Below are 14,923 nucleotides of genomic sequence, written 5' to 3'. Positions count from 1 at the left end.
CGGCTGCGATACTTTCTTTAAAGACTGGACGGTTGCACAATACACAAAACACCTCCATGCATCCCTCACTCAAGTGCCAGGGCAAGTTCTCCCTGAACTGGACCTACCTGAATGCCATCGCCTCGGGCGTGTCGGCGATCGACCTCGGCGGCCTGGCCCTGCGCAACCAACACGACGCCCACCAGTTCGTGCGCGAATACGGCTTCGACATCGATAACCCGCATGCGCGCGAAGTGATTGCCGCCGCCCATGCCGAAGCACTCGACTTCATCTGCGGCAACTTCCTGACACCCGGCCAGGCGGCCCTGGTCCCGCCCGAAGTGCGGGCGCCGCAGGATCCGCTGGACCTGCTGGTATTCGCCTCGCTGCACGGCAATGAACAAGTCGAGCTGCGCCGCATGTGGTCGTGCGCCGTACTGAAAGTCATGCACGGCATCTTCTACATCGATAACAACCTCAAACTACGCTACTTCAACACCATCCGCCAGCAAGTGTTTGCCAGCCTCGATGAAGTGATCCAGGAAGAAGATGGCCAGTTCTATTTGAGCGATGGCGAGATTTGCCTGCCCTTGCTGCATTTTGACCGCAAGAACAATAAAAGCCGCGGCAGTATCCTGTTGAAGCTGCTGCAGAAAGCAGCCTACCTGGCAGCCGACATCTTCGACCATCTCGGCGTGCGGCTGGTCTTCAATACACGCTTCGAATGCCTGCTCGCCTTGCGTACGCTGCAGCGCGCCCACCTGATCTCGGTAACCAATGTCGATTCCCAGCGCACCCGCAACACCCTGCTCGACATGGAGGCGGCCAAGGAAGTGTTCACCCAGTACCGCTGCATGCTGGAAGCGGCGGATGGCTATCCGGCCGGATTGCTGGAACAGATGGACGCGGAACTGATGCAGATTTCGTCGCCGCAAACGCGGGCCGACAACCCGCACAGCGGCGCCGGCTTCAGCAGCATCCAGGTCACGGTGCGCAAGATGATCCACCTGCCGCCGGACGATCCGGCAGCGAGCGGCCCCGACTACGACGTCGGCTTCTTCTTCGAGTACGAAATCCAGCTGATGGACAAAGCCAGCCATGGCCGAACGCTGGAAGGCCCAGCCAGCCACGACGCTTACAAGAAACGCCAGGTCGACACAGCGCGCCTGCGCGTGCTGGGGCGCGACCTGGTGCGCTATCTCGAAACCCGGCCCGCAGTGCACGCCGCTTAATGCGGCCGCAGGCCTTCCGGTGCGCCTGTCTCCGCGCCCGGCGGCATCGCATGCTCGGGTGGGATGCCCTCATGGATCATGCCGCGGATGGCGCTGCGCAGTTCAGGACTATCCGCGTGCTTGTGGACCGAGACGGCGTGCTGGACAGCGACTTCCAGCAGCTCGTCTTCGTTATCTGCCGAAATCGCGACGCTGCATTTCGCATCGCTGGGAAACTCGCGGCAGTCGATATATTTGCGGGTCATGGCGACCTCCCTTCCAAAGAGCTACTTACACTATAGCGCGCCTGACCCGCAATGGAACTCAGTTCTTTTTCTTGGCAGGCTTCTTCTCGAGTTCTTTGGAAGCCGGCGTCGAACCGCCCTGCACGCCCAGCGCGCCGCCGGTACCCATGCCGCCGGCCACTTCCTGCGCCCTGTAGTTGCGCACCGCCTTCACCAGTTGGTTGTACGAGTCCATGAACGAGGCAATCAGGATCTTGCCCTCAGGCGTGTTGGAATAGCCGCCGGCTGCGCCAAAACCGCCGCCGCCGAACAGGGCGCCGCCCATGTTGAAGTCATAATTCTTGGCGCTGCCTTCGGCCGCAGCCAGCTGGATGCCGGAACGGTTATCCACCATCAGCAGGGTGGTGGAAGCCTCGTTGGCCTTGAGGCCGCCAGCGACGACACCCGCCACACTGCCCAGCAGCCCCAGCCCGCCCAAGGCGCCGCCAACCCCTTGCGTGCCTTTCTGGCTGAAGGTAATGCTCGGGCTCATGGTGTAATCGGCCGCCACCATCTGGCCTTTGCCGTAATTGCTGCCGGCCCGCATTTCACCGGACGAGGCCAGCGCGCGTTCCTGCATCAGCTTGCCCATTGCCGCGCCACGCTCAACGACGACGAAGCAATTCGATTGCTGGATCATCATGCGCAGTACAGGCACGGTCGAGCCGAGCTTGTATTGCGACAGGTGGTGGTACCAGGGTGCCGCCGTGTCTTCCACCACGCCCAGCGTGCCTAGCGGCTTGTCACATTTTTCCAACTGTGTGTTGGCATTCGACGCCGTGGCGCCGCCGGCCGAGCCGGTCGCCATGGTCGGTGCTCCGCCCAGTTTTGGATCCGTTCCCGCACAGGCAGACAGCAGCAACAGCGCCAGGCCGGCAGTGGCAGTTCCTGATTTGAAGACCTTCTTATTGTCCATGTTCACTCCCCAAGGAAACGGCCGTTTGAACTCATCGGCGTTCTTTGAGAATAGGCCACATCGACAAAAAATCTATGTATAGTTGTTACCGCAAGACCAACTCAACTGTTAGAAGGAAGCCGCCTCATGAAAAAACTGATCATTGCCGCCCTGGCCCTGTCTTGTTCCGCCGCTTTCGCCGCGGATCCGGCGCCGGCAAAGAACTCCCAGCAATCCAAAATGACGACCTGCAACAAGGAAGCCACGGGCAAGAAGGGCGACGAACGCAAGGCCTTCATGAAGGAATGCCTGGCCGCGAAGCCTGCCGCGCCGGCAACCCAGCAGGACAAGATGAAGACCTGCAACGCAGACGCGACGGGCAAGAAAGGCGACGAACGCAAGGCATTCATGAAAGAATGCCTGAGCGCGAAGAAAGCTGCCTGAGCAGCTTAAAGTTAGCGCAGGCCGCTGGCGAGGCGCGGCGACGACAGCAATGTCTTGAACGCTTCCCAGCGCTGCTTGCGGGCGGTTGCCGGATCGGTGGCCGTCACATGTTTTTCCACCCAGGCTTTGACCATGTCCTTGCCCAGGTTGTAGTTGATGACGTAGCCGCGGTTGGCGTCATAGAAAGACAGGCGCTGCGCCGATTTCTCCGGCGGGTACAGGGCCACGTTCACCAGCCATTCGATGGTCTGCTCGCGCGTCCACTTCCCTTCCAGGTAAGCCTGTGCCGCATCGTTGTCGGCATAGCTCAGCTTGCCGAGCAGTTTCATCAGCTTCGCATATTGCGGCGCCAGTGCCGGGTCCAGCCCGGCCAATGGATACAGTACCTTCTGCTCGAAGGCCAGCCGCTCTTCATCGGTGAACGCCATTTCGATGCCGTAGTTGGCACTGCCCTCGGCGATCAGCGACATCGGCGAATACAGCGGGTAGACGCTGAACTCCACCCAGTTGCGCTGTTTGACCAGCGCCTGCTCCAGCAGGGCGTTGTAGACGTGGTGGCCCGGATAGCCCTCGTGGCAGCCCAGGTCCACCGCGCGCTCGATGTAGATCGGGAATTCGGTATTAATCTGGATCAGGCTATGCGCATTGCCCTTGTACCAGTTATAACCGGACCAAGGCTTGTTGCTGACGAATTCCAGTACAAAGCTTTCCTTCTGAGGCAAAGGCATGAAGGCAGCGGTGCGCTCGCGGCAGGCGGCAATGGAAGCATCGAACACCGGCTGCAGCTTGTCTTTCGGGATCGCGAACCTGGCGCGGAAGGCTTGCAGGCGTTCCGGCAGCGTGCCGACGCCCGGCAGCAGCTGGTCGACCTGCGCCACCAGCGCCATGTAATGGGCGCGGTCATGGTGCGGGCTTACGGCGTCGTACAGCAGCGCAGTCTCTGCGTCGAACGTAAACTTGCGGCCCTCCATCATCTCGACGCGGGCCTGCATGGCCTTGAGCTGCTTGGCCAGGAATTCGATGCGCAACGCTTCGTCGGCGCCGCCGGCCTTCTGCTGCGCGATGTCGCGCTGGGCCGCCGCGACGCCGGCCTTGATCGAAGCCAGGCTTTGCTTGTCCTTCGCTGCCTGCTGCTCCAGTTCCGGCGGGCCGTAGTAAGCGTCCACGTAGCTGGCGTCATGCTGGCCGATGGCCAGCGCCAGCTTGCGATAGCGCTGCGCCACGTCCTGCACCGATGCCGCCATGGCGCTGCCTGCCATCAGCATGGCCAATCCTCCCAGTACGATTTTTTTCATTGTCTCCCCTACGCCTTGTTTCAAAGTCGTAGAGTGTAACTCAGCCCGTGCGCAGCTGGCGGGCCAGGTCGGCCAGGCGATATGGCTTGCCCACGACGGCAAATTCCTCTTCGGATTGCGGGAATCCGGACGCCAGGATGATCTTGACGCGGGGGTAGCGCTGGCGCACCTCGCGCGCCAGTTCAAGGCCCGTCATTCCGTTCGGCATCATCACATCGCTGAACAAGACATCGACCTCGCTATCGCGCTGCAGGCAGCGCAAGGCCGCCGCTGCATCGTTGGCATGCAAGGTTACGTAGCCCATGGCCTGGAACAGCTCGCGCGCCGACTCCATTACCAGCGGATCATCGTCCACGATCAACACCCTTTCCTCACGCGCGGCGCGCGGCGCGGGCGCCTCCGGCGCCGACTCCGCCAGGGCTGGCAGGAAGAGGTTGATGGTGGTGCCTTTGCCTTCTTCGGTATCGATCGTCACGGCGCCGCCGGATTGCACGATAAAGCCGTACACCTGGCTCAAGCCCAGGCCGGAGCCCTTGCCGACTTCCTTGGTGGTATAGAACGGTTCGAAGGCACGCTGGCGCACCTCCTCGCTCATGCCGGTGCCGGTGTCGGCAACACTCGCGCGCACATAGTCGCCAGCCGGCAGGGCACCGGCCTGGTTGGCCTCGAGCTTGACGTTGCGCGTGGTGACTTCCAGCGTACCGCCTTCCGGCATGGCGTCGCGCGCATTCACCACCAGGTTGAGCAAGGCGGCTTCAAAGCGCGCTTCGTCGATCGAGGCCTGGCGCAGCTTGGGATCGAGGTCCATCTCGAAGCGCATCAGCGGGCCGGCAGCGCGCCGCAGCACGCCTTCGAAACCGAGCACCAGGCCGTTCAACTGCTGCACGCTGGGCGCCAATGGCTGCTGGCGCGCAAAGGCCAGCAGTTGCGCCGTCAGTGCGGCACCACGGTCGACCGCGCGCCGCATGCTGTCCAGCACGCGCGCGCCGGTATCTTCCGGCGGTGCCGTGCGCAGGATGTCGATGCCGTTCGATACCACCGCCAGCAAATTGTTGAAGTCGTGCGCCACGCCGCCCGTCAACTGCCCGATCGATTCCATCTTCTGCGCCTGGAACAGGGCCGCGCGCGCCTGCTCCAGCGATTCCTGCGCCTGGCGCTGCTCGGTGTTGTCTCGCGTAACCTTGGCAAAACCGAGCAGATCGCCGTCATCGTCGTACAGTGCGTCGACCACGGCGTGGGCCCAGAAACGCGTGCCGTCCTTGCGCACGCGCCAGCCTTCGCTTTCGTAGCGGCCCTCGCGCGCCGCGACTTCCAGCGCCCGCTCCGGCACGCCAGCCGCCTTGTCTTCTTCAGTAAAGAACTGGCGGTAGTGGGTGCCAAGCACCTCCTCCGGAGCATAGCCCTTGATGCGTTCGGCGCCAAGGTTCCAGTTGGTGATCAAGCCCTGCGGCGAGAGCATGTAGATCGCATAATCGATCACGCCCTGCACCAGCAGGCGGAAACGCTGCTCGCTCTCGCGCAACGCTTCCATGACGCGCTTGCGCTCCGTGGTGTCGCGCGTGACATTGGCAAAGCCGACGTGATCGCCCTCCTGCGTATAGATCGGATCGATCACCACGGTGGCCCAGAACAGCGAGCCATCCTTGCGCACCCGCCAACCCTCGTTTTCAAAACGGCCTTCGCGCAATGCGGTGGCGAGGGCATGTTTCGCCAGGCCGGCTTCCTGGTCTTCCGGCGTATGGAAGCGCGAAAAGTGCCTGCCCAGTATCTCCTTCTCGCTGTAGCCGTTAAAGCGCTGCGCACCCGCATTCCAGCTGCTGATGCGGCCTTCGGGGTCCATCATGTAGATCGCATAGTCGCTGATGCTGGCTACCAGAAGTTCATATCTGGTTGACATACTCTCAAGCGTCGGGGCTTCGTTGATCATTAGTAGCTGCGCGCACTGCAGCGCGCATCGATTGTGCGAGGATTTCAGGAGAATGCCACAATCTGCAATTATGTGGAAAACGACTATGTTGCTGGCATTGGCCTTGTCGATCCCCACGGTAGAAGTCCCCAGCACCCGCTCGCCGGTGGACAAGTCCTACCGCAAGATGCTGCAAGGCATGGAGCGATTCAAGCGCGAGCACGCGCTGGCACCGCAGGCCACCTTGCGCTTCCGCCTTCTGCCGCGCCAGCCGGGTACCGCGATGCGGGGCATCAAGCTGAAGGTGGTGGGCGATACCAGCAGCATGGACGTCCCGATCGGCGCCGACAACAGCTTCACGCTGGACTACCAGGAGCTGCTATGGCGCGAAGATGCCGCCGTGCTGGCCAACCGCAAAACCTTGTCGATGACCTGGCGCGCCGAGGTGCGCAGCCCGGGCGTACCGGACGGCATGCGGCGCCTGGGCGACCTGCGGCTGGAATGCCTGGTCGGGATGGAGGCTGGGCTGGTTTCGAACAATGCCCAGCTGTTTGCCTGGCTCGATGAATTCCTGCGCAGCCCGGACAAGGTATGCAGCGACCCGCACGGCAACTACTTGTTCTTCACGGAAAAGCCGCTCTTCGCCATCACCCTGCAGGCAGGCGAACGGCGCGCCACCCTCCCCTTCCACGCACTGTACGCAGGCAATCCGCCGGCGGCTGAAATGCCGTACTGCGACTGCCAGGTACTGCTTGAGCGCAGCTACCTGGCCCCAGTCTGGGACCGCTCCTGGCCGGACGATACCCTGCTGCGCTTTGAATACATGGACGACCCGCCGCCCGCCAGTCCAGCCGCGCCACGCGACCGCAACGCGGCACTGGCAGCACTCGGCCCGCCCCAGCTCAGCCGGCGCTTCGACAGCGGGCGCGAAGTCTGGCTGTACCAGTCCGCGCCGGCGAGCCACTTGGCACCGGGCCCCGACGGCCGCCCGCGCATGGGCGAGCACGTGCTGCTGTTCGACGCCGACGGCACCACACTGAAATCACGTCAGCGCGCTCCTTAGCTTTCGTTGGCTTCGGGGCTGTACTTGTCGGCCTGCACGCGGCCGCCAACGCCGTGGGTACGCACATCGGCACTGATAGGCAGCATTCCAGCATCCCAACGCTCCCACTGCGCGCGCAGCACAGCCAAGCGTTCCGGCTCGCGCTCGGCCAGGTTGAACAGGAATTCCTGATTGCGAATTTTCAGGTACTTCCAGTCGCCGTCGCACAAGACGCACTGGGCATTGGCCTTGTAGCGCCAGTACAGGCTGCGCTGCTGCACGCCCTGCTCGCCCAGCAGCACCGGCAGCAGGTTGGCGCCATCCGGCGGATAGGCCGGATCCGCCGCGGTGCCAGTTGCCGCCAGCAGCGTAGGCAGCCAGTCCATGCTGATCACCACCTGCTGGCTGGTCTGCCCGGGCTTGATGCGGGCCGGCCAGCGCATCAGTCCCGGCACGCGCCCGATCGACGCATCCAGAGCCTCCACTATGCGTCCGTAGGTTTCCAGATGCCGCCGTCGTAGTGGAATATGCCGCCGACAGAGCGCGATACTTCGTCGTCCTTTGGCCCCTCCCACGGCCAGTGTGGCGCGATGTAACGCAGCGACGGGAAGAAAGGCTTGCTGCGGTCTTGCTTGTCGATGAAATTGGCGGCGCGGTCGCCCGGCAAGTCGATGTAGTAGCCGGCCTGGCTGACCGGAACCTTGCCTTCGTACAGGTCGTCCTTGACGTTCGGCCGGCGCCCGGCTTGTGCGTAAAGTAGTCGATGGTGCCGCCGTAATTGGTCGTCGGCGAGGATGAACAGAATATTCGGCTTGGCTGCGACGTTGCCGGTGGCGCCCAGCGCTGCAGCGGGCGTCAGTGCCAGCGTGGATACGCCGCCCACTACGGCGCGGCGCTTGCTGTTGACGGTGCTCATATGATTTCCTCCTGCGCCGCGTCATATGCAGCAACCCTTACGTCAAGGAACGAAGCGTTTCTCATACCATTGTGAAGCGTGGCTGCATTACTTAAGAAGACTTCCAGCCCGAAAGACCGAACGCAAGCTGGCCGGGATCGAAATCAGTTTCAATCATGATAACAATCTGACGTCCTGCAATCACCTTGACGCTCCAAGTCCGCATGGCCAATAATCCCATTTGACAATTTTTCAAGCGCCGCCCCCCTCCCACAAATACGGCGCGATCCCCTTCATGATCGACAAAATCCTCTACGCGGCAACTCATTACTTCGCCTTATTGATCTTCCTGTGCGCCTGCTGGGGTATCGGATGGGCCGTACTGCGCCGCCTGGAGGCCAAAACCTCCCTGGCCGAAGCCGGCGACACGCTGGTATGGCATGGAGTCGCCGCGGCACTGGGGATGGGCTTGTATATGAGTGTCATCCAGTGGCTGGCGATCGCAGGGCAGTTGCGCCTGCTGCCGTTGTTGATCTTGCTCGCAGGCGGTCTTGGCCTGTGGCTGCTTGAATGGCGGGCGCTTCCGGTGCGCACTGGCCCGACGTTGGCCCGGCACTGGCATCAGGCTGGCTGGCCCGCACGCGGCATGGTGTTGTTGATCGCCTTGATGGTGCTGCCGACCCTCGTCGCCCCGCTATGCCCACCGCTGGCCTGGGATGAGGTGAGTTACCACCTGCCTCATGCCAAACAATGGGCATTGGAGGGCAAACTCAACGTTAACGAGTGGCTGCGCTACCCATGGTTCCCCTTCAACGCAGACCTGCTCTTCAGCGCGGCCATGCTTACCTATGACGATGTGATGCCGCACCTGCTTAGCGCGCTGACTGCTTGGCTCACTGCATTCCTGATTTATCGGGTCGGCAAACGCTATGCCGGCCAAACCGTTGCCGGCATGGCCGTCATCATCTTTCTGTCGCTGACACGGAATGAATACGACAATGCGATGGTCGATACCAGCGCCACCCTGTTTATCTTTGCGGGCTGCCTGGTATTCCATTTCTGGCATCAGCAGCCACAACGGCACGCCTTGCTGGCCGTTGCAGCCTTCCTGATCGGCGTTGCCGCTGGCATCAAATACCAGGCGCTGCAAGTTCTTCCCTTGTTCGCGATTGCCTTGCTGATGCGAACCCGTTCGCCTCGCGCCTGGCTCATCGCCACGGCCAGCCTGCTGCTGCCATGCGCTTATTGGTACGTAAGAAATTACGTGTTGACGGGCGACCCCTTCAATCCCCTCGGCGGCAAGCTGTTCGGCTTTAGCGATTGGAACCTGGGGGATTACCAGTTCCAGATCGACGACGTCAAACGCAATGCAGGCTGGCCAAGCTGGGTTATCTGGCCGGCGCTGCTGGCACCATTCATCCCCAAAGTGCGTCGCTTGCCGGGGGCGCGAGCCGCCATGATCCTGTGTGCCGCGGCACTGGGAGTCTGGTTGCTAACCTCGCGCTACCCGCGCTACCTGATGCCGTTCTATCCGGTGCTGGCACTGTTGGCAGCAGCCGTCTGGCATTGGGCATTGACCACAGCATGGAACCTGATCGCTCGCAGGCGCGCGGCCAGCGGGCAGAACAAGGCGGAGATGGCCTGCGTCGCCTTGGCGCTGCTGATCGTTGTACCGGTTGCGCTCAAAAATGCGTACAAGGGCTGGAAACTCGTGGCGCCGACTGCCAGCGCGCGCGAAGCGATATTGCAGCGGGAAATCACGGGTTATCCTGTGCTGGCCTATTTGCGAGAGCACCCCATGGGCCGCACCTACCAGTTTGGCCTGGAAGACGCGCTGTACTATGCTCCGCTGCGTACCGGAGGCGATCACTTCGGGCCAGGACGTTATCGCGATTTGGCCGGCCTGGCTCCAGCCGACCTGGCCAAGGCCTTGCACCAGGCCGGTTACGCCAGCCTGTTGATCCATAGCGGCCGCTGGACAGGAATCAATTCCCGGCCAGGATTCGAGCAATTCTTTACGCTGGTACGCCAAGAGGGCGAAGTGTCCGTGTACCAGATCGCGCAGTAGACGAATTGGCAAGATCCTGATTTGCGCCGCCGGCCCTTGGCAAAAGGAAAAACCCTCTGCTATAATTGCGCGCCTTGGCCTGGTAGCTCAGTTGGTAGAGCAGAGGATTGAAAATCCTTGTGTCGGTGGTTCGATTCCGCCCCGGGCCACCAAGAATAAAAAGTGAAAACGCCGATCCATGCAGATCGGCGTTTTCATTTGCGGTTTAGTAGTCCTTGTGTCCGGTCTATTCGCGGTTCTCGCCCTTGACCTGAGACAGCTACGCGACAAAATTGCGCGACAAGTAAGAGTTCATCAATTTTCTTCATTGCGCATTGGCAATATCGCGGTATTATCTTGATAAGATTTGTATCCCATATCCTTATCATGTGGTTTGAACCTCTACCCGACCAATGCCCTCCTGGCGATGCAATTGCTCCAGACGGCATCTACTACCGAGTGACTGAGTCTTCTGACGTTACATGTGAGGATTTTTGGTCGCACCGCAAACTGAATCCCACTCAAAAATACAATACTACTGAGTGTCGAGCAATGGCAGTTTCGGTGTTTGACACGTTACCAGCCGCGCAAAAATTGCTCCTGCTCGAGCGGCATCGTCACAAGGTCATAACCGCCATAAAGCTAGATCCAACCGCAGGAAAGATCGAGAAAAACGGAGCACCTAACCACTTCTCTTGGTGGCGTGCAACGAGCTATCCAGTTTTGCAGAACGTGGTATAGGTTGACAATGAAAATACTCACCCAAGACCTCGTTTTACTATTCTATGACGTTCCCCAAGTCTTTCTTGCAAGGGACCAAATAGGGTGCCGGTACGTTTGTATGATCGGGAACGACGACACAGACAGTGGTCCTATCTATTCATGTGTAGCAATTTCTGCCGCCCGCGCCGATATGCTCACTAGCGGAAAACTTGACCTCCGCTCAGTATTCGAAGCCCCTGAATTATCCGAATTCTACTTAGCTCACTTTTCTACCGGTGATGACCGCACGCTGGCGGCCAAACAAGCTGAATACGCCATATTTCCAGCCAACTCATTGCCTGGGGAGGGGCTGGTCTTTAACGAATTCGACGAAGTTGCGCAAGCTGCTGCCGAGCTAAATACTACGGTCTCCTTCGTGTCACTGGACGTGCCCGAAGCGGCTCAGTCCGCTAGGATTCGGTCAGCGACTTTGGGAGGTTTTCTGTTCCTCTTCCAAGCAATCGTAAGAAATCTGTCACGCTCGGTAGCGCGCACCGCGAAACGCCCGCTGAAGCGTGATGACGACTCGTTCGCCGCAGATGTTTTTGGCTTCGCTCAAGGATCTTTCAAGATTAAGTTTCGCAGCGCTTATCCCAGCGATATAACCGGAGAAAGCCCGGTCTTCACTATTGCTATGGCTGAGGTACAAAAGTTCCTAGCATTAGCGGATAACCCGGCAAAAGCGATTGAGTATCTGCAAGCAGTAAAGGGGCATACAGCTTCCTCATTGATCAAACTATTAGGTTTCCTATCAGAACACGCTGCCGGAATTCACATGGAATGGGCAACCCCATCTATGAGTTCTGCATATGGGTCACGACTTGAACTAGATAACATCAGGCAACTCTTCGAAATGTGCCGCCTACGTACTGATCTGACAGTTCAAGAAGTTATCCTGCGCGGCCGAGTCGATCTCGCTGCGCATAAAGCGGGAAGCTGGAAGATCATAAGTGAAGAAGACCAAGAATCCTATTCTGGAGAGATTCTGCCGGGCAGCCCAATTAGCCTCAGCGGGATGATCATCACAAACGCAGTTTATGAATTTACGTGCGAGGAGCACATTGAGACGGTACCTGCAACAGGGAGAGAAATCAGACGCCTACTTCTAAAGAACTACAAAAAGGTTGCAGACTAGAGCGAGGCATAGAAGTCGATCTCAGCAGCGTACATGCTCATTTGTTCGTCCATCGTCAAGCCCGTTCAACATTTAGTTTCGGCCACAATTTGTTCACTCAACACACAGCGGATATAGACCGTCCTCTCTTACCTAAGACCACCCATGACGAAGCAGCAAGGCTCCACCAATCCAACACCAAGGCCATCGCCTACGCCCACACCAAGCAACCCTAGAGATGGCGTGTTTCCGGGGGATTGGGCGAAATGGAACAAGAGATAACCCCTCCGCCGGAGCGCCCCCGAATCGCCGCCCATTTCTCGCATATATCATTCTGATGGTTGATTCCAACCAAAGCCCAAGCCCCTACAAGGTCTTGGGCTTTTTCTTTATGACTACACAGAAAAGGCACTCCATCAATGATGAACACCACGGCCAAACCAACCTGGTCAGGCAAGCAGTATCGTCGCGCAGCCACCCCCATTCAGAAAATCAGTATCGCCGCCGCCAGCATCCTGTTCGCGTCGCTCTCGGGCCCAGCGTTTGCCGCCCCCACCTGCAGCGCCTATATCCCCGCCATTAACAAGGCGCTGGCTAGCTACCTGACCGCCGTCGGCCCGCGCGCGATGAAGAACGTAAGCCTGGATGAATTCGGGAATATGGTCGATCCGATGTGGGGCCGCCCCATCGTCAAGCTCGACACCTACGTCCTGCCGGAATCGATCAGCAAGAAGCTCTCGTACCGCTTCACCGACGCCGCCACCAAGGGCGTACGCACCGCCAACGGGCGGACGGTCTGCAACTTCAGCTACGAAGCTAATGACGGCTTCAAGATAGAGAAGGGTTACGCCAACTTCGATGTGGAGCCTTTTTCGAAGGCAGCCGAGGTGGTGATGTACGTCAGCCCCGGCGAAGCGAAAAGCGGCCTCCAGTTCACGCCGGAGGGCTTCACCCAAATGATCATCAACTCCGCCGTGCGCAAATCGCTAGCTAGCGACCCTCAATACAAAGGGAAGTTCAACGTGGTTTTCTGACGCAAGCACTCTAGTAAACACAGCCCGAATGGCCCAGGCCCTTCGGGCTTTTTCATTTCAGGTACCCGAATGACGAAGCCACTAAATACAACCATCAAGGCAAAGCCTGCATCACAAGCCAGCACGGCGCTGAAGACCCTGCGCACCAATGCCATCTTCAAGACCGCCATGTCCAGCTCCCTTCGCAGCCTGGATCTGAAGTTCTCTCTGAAATATCGCCGCTAACCAAACCTCTATACAAAAGGAAAAACATGAACGCAAAAGCTACCAAACCAAATAGCGACAGCGCACAAACAACGCCAGCAGCAGAAAGCGACGCTGGCGTGACTTACTGGCTGCTCAAGGAAGGTAAATGCAGGAAACTCGGCAAGAACGCCGAAGGCGGCATCACTTATCAGGTACTCGCGGACGCCGATCGCCACCGTCTCTATATCGCCATCACCGGCAACGAAAGCGGCGGCTACTTCAGCCGCGAACACGTACCGTTCGACAAAATCGAGGCTTGCCTGAACGCGCTCCCTCCAGATAAACCTTTCCCATCGAAGGCGCTCAAAGGCACGTTTATCGGCCGCAGCAGCAACAACTCGGGCTTCGCAATGGCCGTACTGCGTAATGAAGGACTAGCTACGGCTGCGCCGGATGCCGAAACCCAACACGTGCGACACGGCGACATGGCGACCTGGAAGGCGAAGTTGCTGACCGAACCCGGCAAGCAGATCACGCTGCCGCTCCAGGCCAATAGCACTCCGGTCTGCGACGGCGGACCGGACGAAGCGACCGGCACAACACTCTCCCTGCCGCGAAAAAAGGCGTAACGCCCTGACCGCGCCAGATTACGAAAGTTCTCCATGAGACAACCAAAACCAAACTTCTCGATACTCGTTAACTGGCGCACCAAAGGATTCGGCTGCGCCAAAGTATGCAGCCATTGCAGCTGGAGGGAGTCCCCCTTTCTTCCGCATGGCATACAGAACAAAGAAGCAATCGCCGATTTCGTGGATAAATGTGATAAATCATTTATCACGATCAGCGGCGGTGGCGATCCCCTATACCGATTCGATGAGCACTACCCGCAACTGCTGTCGATGATTCGTATCATCACGGATCGCGGCCTGAAGGTAAGGATCATCACCCGCGAAGTACAGCATATCGCCAAACTGCGGGGAGTAGCAGATTACTTCTCGATCTCGCTCGATGCCGATGTGCTGGACGCCGTCCAGCTATATCGGCACGAATGGGATGGGCTAAACATCGAATACTCGCTCGTCCTTCCTCCGCTCCCCAGCGCCGACCTTGCCACGCTAAAGCCCCAGTATTTGGCCCTGTACCGCCGCCTTGGCCAACGGCTCGTGCTCCGCGAGAACCTATTCAGCATCTTCCCGCTCGACTTCGCAGACCTTAGCTTCGGGCACAGCGGCATCGTGTTTGTTCCCAAGGTACTGTGCTTATCGAGCCGGTACCTATCGACCGTGGACTGCACCGGCTACGAGCTGATGCAGGACACGGAGCGACTAGCCGAGTACCTGATGAACGAGCCAAACCTGCACCTGTTCGGCGGATTCGCGAAGCATCTGATCAATCCGAGGCTGCACCCCGACTTCGCGGACATCGACGTTATCGCATCCAGCACTGACGTTATCGACAATCTGGAACGCGACTTCGCCTTTACGTTCAAGGATGTATCGCCATCCCCGGCTAGCTACCCACGCTACTTTACCGGCAAGTCCACTCGGGCAGGGAAGACCATCCATCTCATCTTGGTCAAGTTTCCTTCCGATACAGCGAAATTCATCAACGCAGCGCAGTACGACGCGGACCGCGTCAGCTACAGCGCTGGCGAGTACCACTTCGACAGCATGATCGGCGAAACAGCAATCCGCCACGCCATCAATTCCAAGTGCGTGAACCGAATTGGCGATGATCGCGACCTGAGCCTGTTCACGATCAATCGCCCCGCCATCGAGCAACGCCACAAGATCAAACTGCTACGCAAGGGCTTCACCATCAACGAATAA

At 59.3% G+C, this 14,923-nt stretch carries 16 protein-coding genes and 1 tRNA gene; 10 read left to right on the top strand and 7 right to left on the bottom strand.

The annotated features are described in order from the left end of the window. The first annotated feature begins 56 nt into the window (after positions 1–56). Positions 57–1,211 carry a TIGR04552 family protein gene (locus tag ASD07_RS27815; protein ID WP_055938392.1) on the top strand — a complete coding sequence of 385 codons (1,155 nt, stop codon included), beginning with the start codon at positions 57–59 and terminating at the stop codon, positions 1,209–1,211. Here the strand turns inward: ASD07_RS27815 and ASD07_RS27810 are convergent. After that, positions 1,208–1,456: a DUF1059 domain-containing protein gene (locus ASD07_RS27810; RefSeq protein WP_055938389.1), complete on the bottom strand. Its 249-nt coding sequence runs from the start codon at positions 1,454–1,456 to the stop codon at positions 1,208–1,210. The two genes, ASD07_RS27815 and ASD07_RS27810, sit on opposite strands and share 4 nt — an antisense overlap. A 58-nt stretch (positions 1,457–1,514) precedes the next feature. Beyond that, positions 1,515–2,390 (bottom strand): CsgG/HfaB family protein, encoded by an 876-nt coding sequence (locus ASD07_RS27805; protein WP_055938386.1) that lies wholly within the window; start codon positions 2,388–2,390, stop codon positions 1,515–1,517. 126 nt (positions 2,391–2,516) lie between these two features. Here ASD07_RS27805 and ASD07_RS27800 point away from each other — a divergent pair, with 126 nt between their 5' ends. After that, positions 2,517–2,813, top strand: a complete 297-nt coding sequence (locus tag ASD07_RS27800) for a PsiF family protein (protein ID WP_055938383.1) — start codon at positions 2,517–2,519, stop codon at positions 2,811–2,813. An 11-nt stretch (positions 2,814–2,824) separates the two neighbouring features. Here ASD07_RS27800 and ASD07_RS27795 read toward each other — a convergent pair whose 3' ends face one another. Together ASD07_RS27795 and ASD07_RS27790 are read right to left on the bottom strand one after the other, a co-directional pair. Beyond that, positions 2,825–4,108: a hypothetical protein gene (locus tag ASD07_RS27795; protein ID WP_055938380.1), complete on the bottom strand. Its 1,284-nt coding sequence runs from the start codon at positions 4,106–4,108 to the stop codon at positions 2,825–2,827. 40 nt (positions 4,109–4,148) lie between these two features. Continuing rightward, positions 4,149–6,005, bottom strand: a complete 1,857-nt coding sequence (locus ASD07_RS27790; protein ID WP_229207312.1) for a PAS domain-containing sensor histidine kinase — start codon at positions 6,003–6,005, stop codon at positions 4,149–4,151. Between the two features lie 115 nt (positions 6,006–6,120). Here ASD07_RS27790 and ASD07_RS27785 point away from each other — a divergent pair, with 115 nt between their 5' ends. Continuing rightward, positions 6,121–7,077, top strand: coding sequence for a hypothetical protein (locus ASD07_RS27785; RefSeq protein WP_229207311.1), 957 nt, complete (start codon positions 6,121–6,123; stop codon positions 7,075–7,077). Here the strand turns inward: ASD07_RS27785 and ASD07_RS27780 are convergent. From ASD07_RS27780 to ASD07_RS31225, 3 genes are all read right to left on the bottom strand, one after another. After that, positions 7,074–7,541, bottom strand: coding sequence for a sulfatase/phosphatase domain-containing protein (locus tag ASD07_RS27780; RefSeq protein ID WP_055938370.1), 468 nt, complete (start codon positions 7,539–7,541; stop codon positions 7,074–7,076). The genes ASD07_RS27785 and ASD07_RS27780 overlap by 4 nt on opposite strands. Continuing rightward, complete coding sequence (locus tag ASD07_RS27775; RefSeq protein ID WP_055938367.1) at positions 7,541–7,972, bottom strand: hypothetical protein; 432 nt, start codon at positions 7,970–7,972, stop codon at positions 7,541–7,543. Before ASD07_RS27775 ends, ASD07_RS27780 begins: the two co-directional genes overlap by 1 nt. Positions 7,973–8,063: 91 nt before the next feature. Next, positions 8,064–8,279, bottom strand: a complete 216-nt coding sequence (locus ASD07_RS31225) for a hypothetical protein (protein ID WP_156398204.1) — start codon at positions 8,277–8,279, stop codon at positions 8,064–8,066. On the opposite strand from ASD07_RS31225, the gene ASD07_RS27770 reads away from it, so the two are divergent. The 7 genes from ASD07_RS27770 to ASD07_RS27745 all read left to right on the top strand — a co-directional run bounded on the left by ASD07_RS27770 (position 8,247) and on the right by ASD07_RS27745 (position 14,923). Beyond that, a complete protein-coding gene (locus ASD07_RS27770) occupies positions 8,247–10,019 on the top strand; it encodes a glycosyltransferase family 39 protein (RefSeq protein WP_055938364.1) in 1,773 nt (590 codons plus the stop codon). The genes ASD07_RS31225 and ASD07_RS27770 overlap by 33 nt on opposite strands. Before the next feature lie 76 nt (positions 10,020–10,095). Then, positions 10,096–10,171: transfer RNA gene (locus ASD07_RS27765), tRNA-Phe, on the top strand. A 575-nt stretch (positions 10,172–10,746) separates the two neighbouring features. Beyond that, positions 10,747–11,895, top strand: coding sequence for a DUF6575 domain-containing protein (locus ASD07_RS27760; RefSeq protein WP_055938361.1), 1,149 nt, complete (start codon positions 10,747–10,749; stop codon positions 11,893–11,895). A gap of 398 nt (positions 11,896–12,293) precedes the next feature. After that, positions 12,294–12,908, top strand: coding sequence for a hypothetical protein (locus tag ASD07_RS27755; protein ID WP_055938358.1), 615 nt, complete (start codon positions 12,294–12,296; stop codon positions 12,906–12,908). Positions 12,909–12,977: 69 nt separating this feature from the next. Continuing rightward, positions 12,978–13,133, top strand: a complete 156-nt coding sequence (locus ASD07_RS31220; RefSeq protein WP_156398202.1) for a hypothetical protein — start codon at positions 12,978–12,980, stop codon at positions 13,131–13,133. A gap of 26 nt (positions 13,134–13,159) precedes the next feature. Further along, positions 13,160–13,723, top strand: coding sequence for a hypothetical protein (locus ASD07_RS27750; RefSeq protein WP_055938356.1), 564 nt, complete (start codon positions 13,160–13,162; stop codon positions 13,721–13,723). A gap of 33 nt (positions 13,724–13,756) precedes the next feature. After that, positions 13,757–14,923 carry a radical SAM protein gene (locus ASD07_RS27745; RefSeq protein ID WP_156398201.1) on the top strand — a complete coding sequence of 389 codons (1,167 nt, stop codon included), beginning with the start codon at positions 13,757–13,759 and terminating at the stop codon, positions 14,921–14,923.

Source organism: Duganella sp. Root336D2 (assembly GCF_001425005.1).
In the GTDB taxonomy this organism is placed as follows: domain Bacteria; phylum Pseudomonadota; class Gammaproteobacteria; order Burkholderiales; family Burkholderiaceae_D; genus Rugamonas.
Note: the sequence above shows the minus strand (reverse complement) of the source record. Positions and strands in the feature narration are given on the sequence as shown.

Bases quoted from the DNA above. Each gene is read 5' to 3' on its own strand.
- ASD07_RS27755 (WP_055938358.1), top strand. From the start codon at position 12,294: ATGATGAACACCACGGCCAAACCAACCTGGTCAGGCAAGCAGTATCGT.
- ASD07_RS27775 (WP_055938367.1), bottom strand. From the start codon at position 7,972: ATGAGCACCGTCAACAGCAAGCGCCGCGCCGTAGTGGGCGGCGTATCC.
- ASD07_RS27805 (WP_055938386.1), bottom strand. From the start codon at position 2,390: ATGGACAATAAGAAGGTCTTCAAATCAGGAACTGCCACTGCCGGCCTG.
- ASD07_RS31220 (WP_156398202.1), top strand. From the start codon at position 12,978: ATGACGAAGCCACTAAATACAACCATCAAGGCAAAGCCTGCATCACAA.
- ASD07_RS27760 (WP_055938361.1), top strand. From the start codon at position 10,747: ATGAAAATACTCACCCAAGACCTCGTTTTACTATTCTATGACGTTCCC.
- ASD07_RS27815 (WP_055938392.1), top strand. From the start codon at position 57: ATGCATCCCTCACTCAAGTGCCAGGGCAAGTTCTCCCTGAACTGGACC.
- ASD07_RS27770 (WP_055938364.1), top strand. From the start codon at position 8,247: ATGATCGACAAAATCCTCTACGCGGCAACTCATTACTTCGCCTTATTG.
- ASD07_RS31225 (WP_156398204.1), bottom strand. From the start codon at position 8,279: ATGAGTTGCCGCGTAGAGGATTTTGTCGATCATGAAGGGGATCGCGCC.
- ASD07_RS27795 (WP_055938380.1), bottom strand. From the start codon at position 4,108: ATGAAAAAAATCGTACTGGGAGGATTGGCCATGCTGATGGCAGGCAGC.
- ASD07_RS27810 (WP_055938389.1), bottom strand. From the start codon at position 1,456: ATGACCCGCAAATATATCGACTGCCGCGAGTTTCCCAGCGATGCGAAA.
- ASD07_RS27750 (WP_055938356.1), top strand. From the start codon at position 13,160: ATGAACGCAAAAGCTACCAAACCAAATAGCGACAGCGCACAAACAACG.
- ASD07_RS27800 (WP_055938383.1), top strand. From the start codon at position 2,517: ATGAAAAAACTGATCATTGCCGCCCTGGCCCTGTCTTGTTCCGCCGCT.
- ASD07_RS27745 (WP_156398201.1), top strand. From the start codon at position 13,757: ATGAGACAACCAAAACCAAACTTCTCGATACTCGTTAACTGGCGCACC.
- ASD07_RS27785 (WP_229207311.1), top strand. From the start codon at position 6,121: ATGTTGCTGGCATTGGCCTTGTCGATCCCCACGGTAGAAGTCCCCAGC.
- ASD07_RS27790 (WP_229207312.1), bottom strand. From the start codon at position 6,005: ATGTCAACCAGATATGAACTTCTGGTAGCCAGCATCAGCGACTATGCG.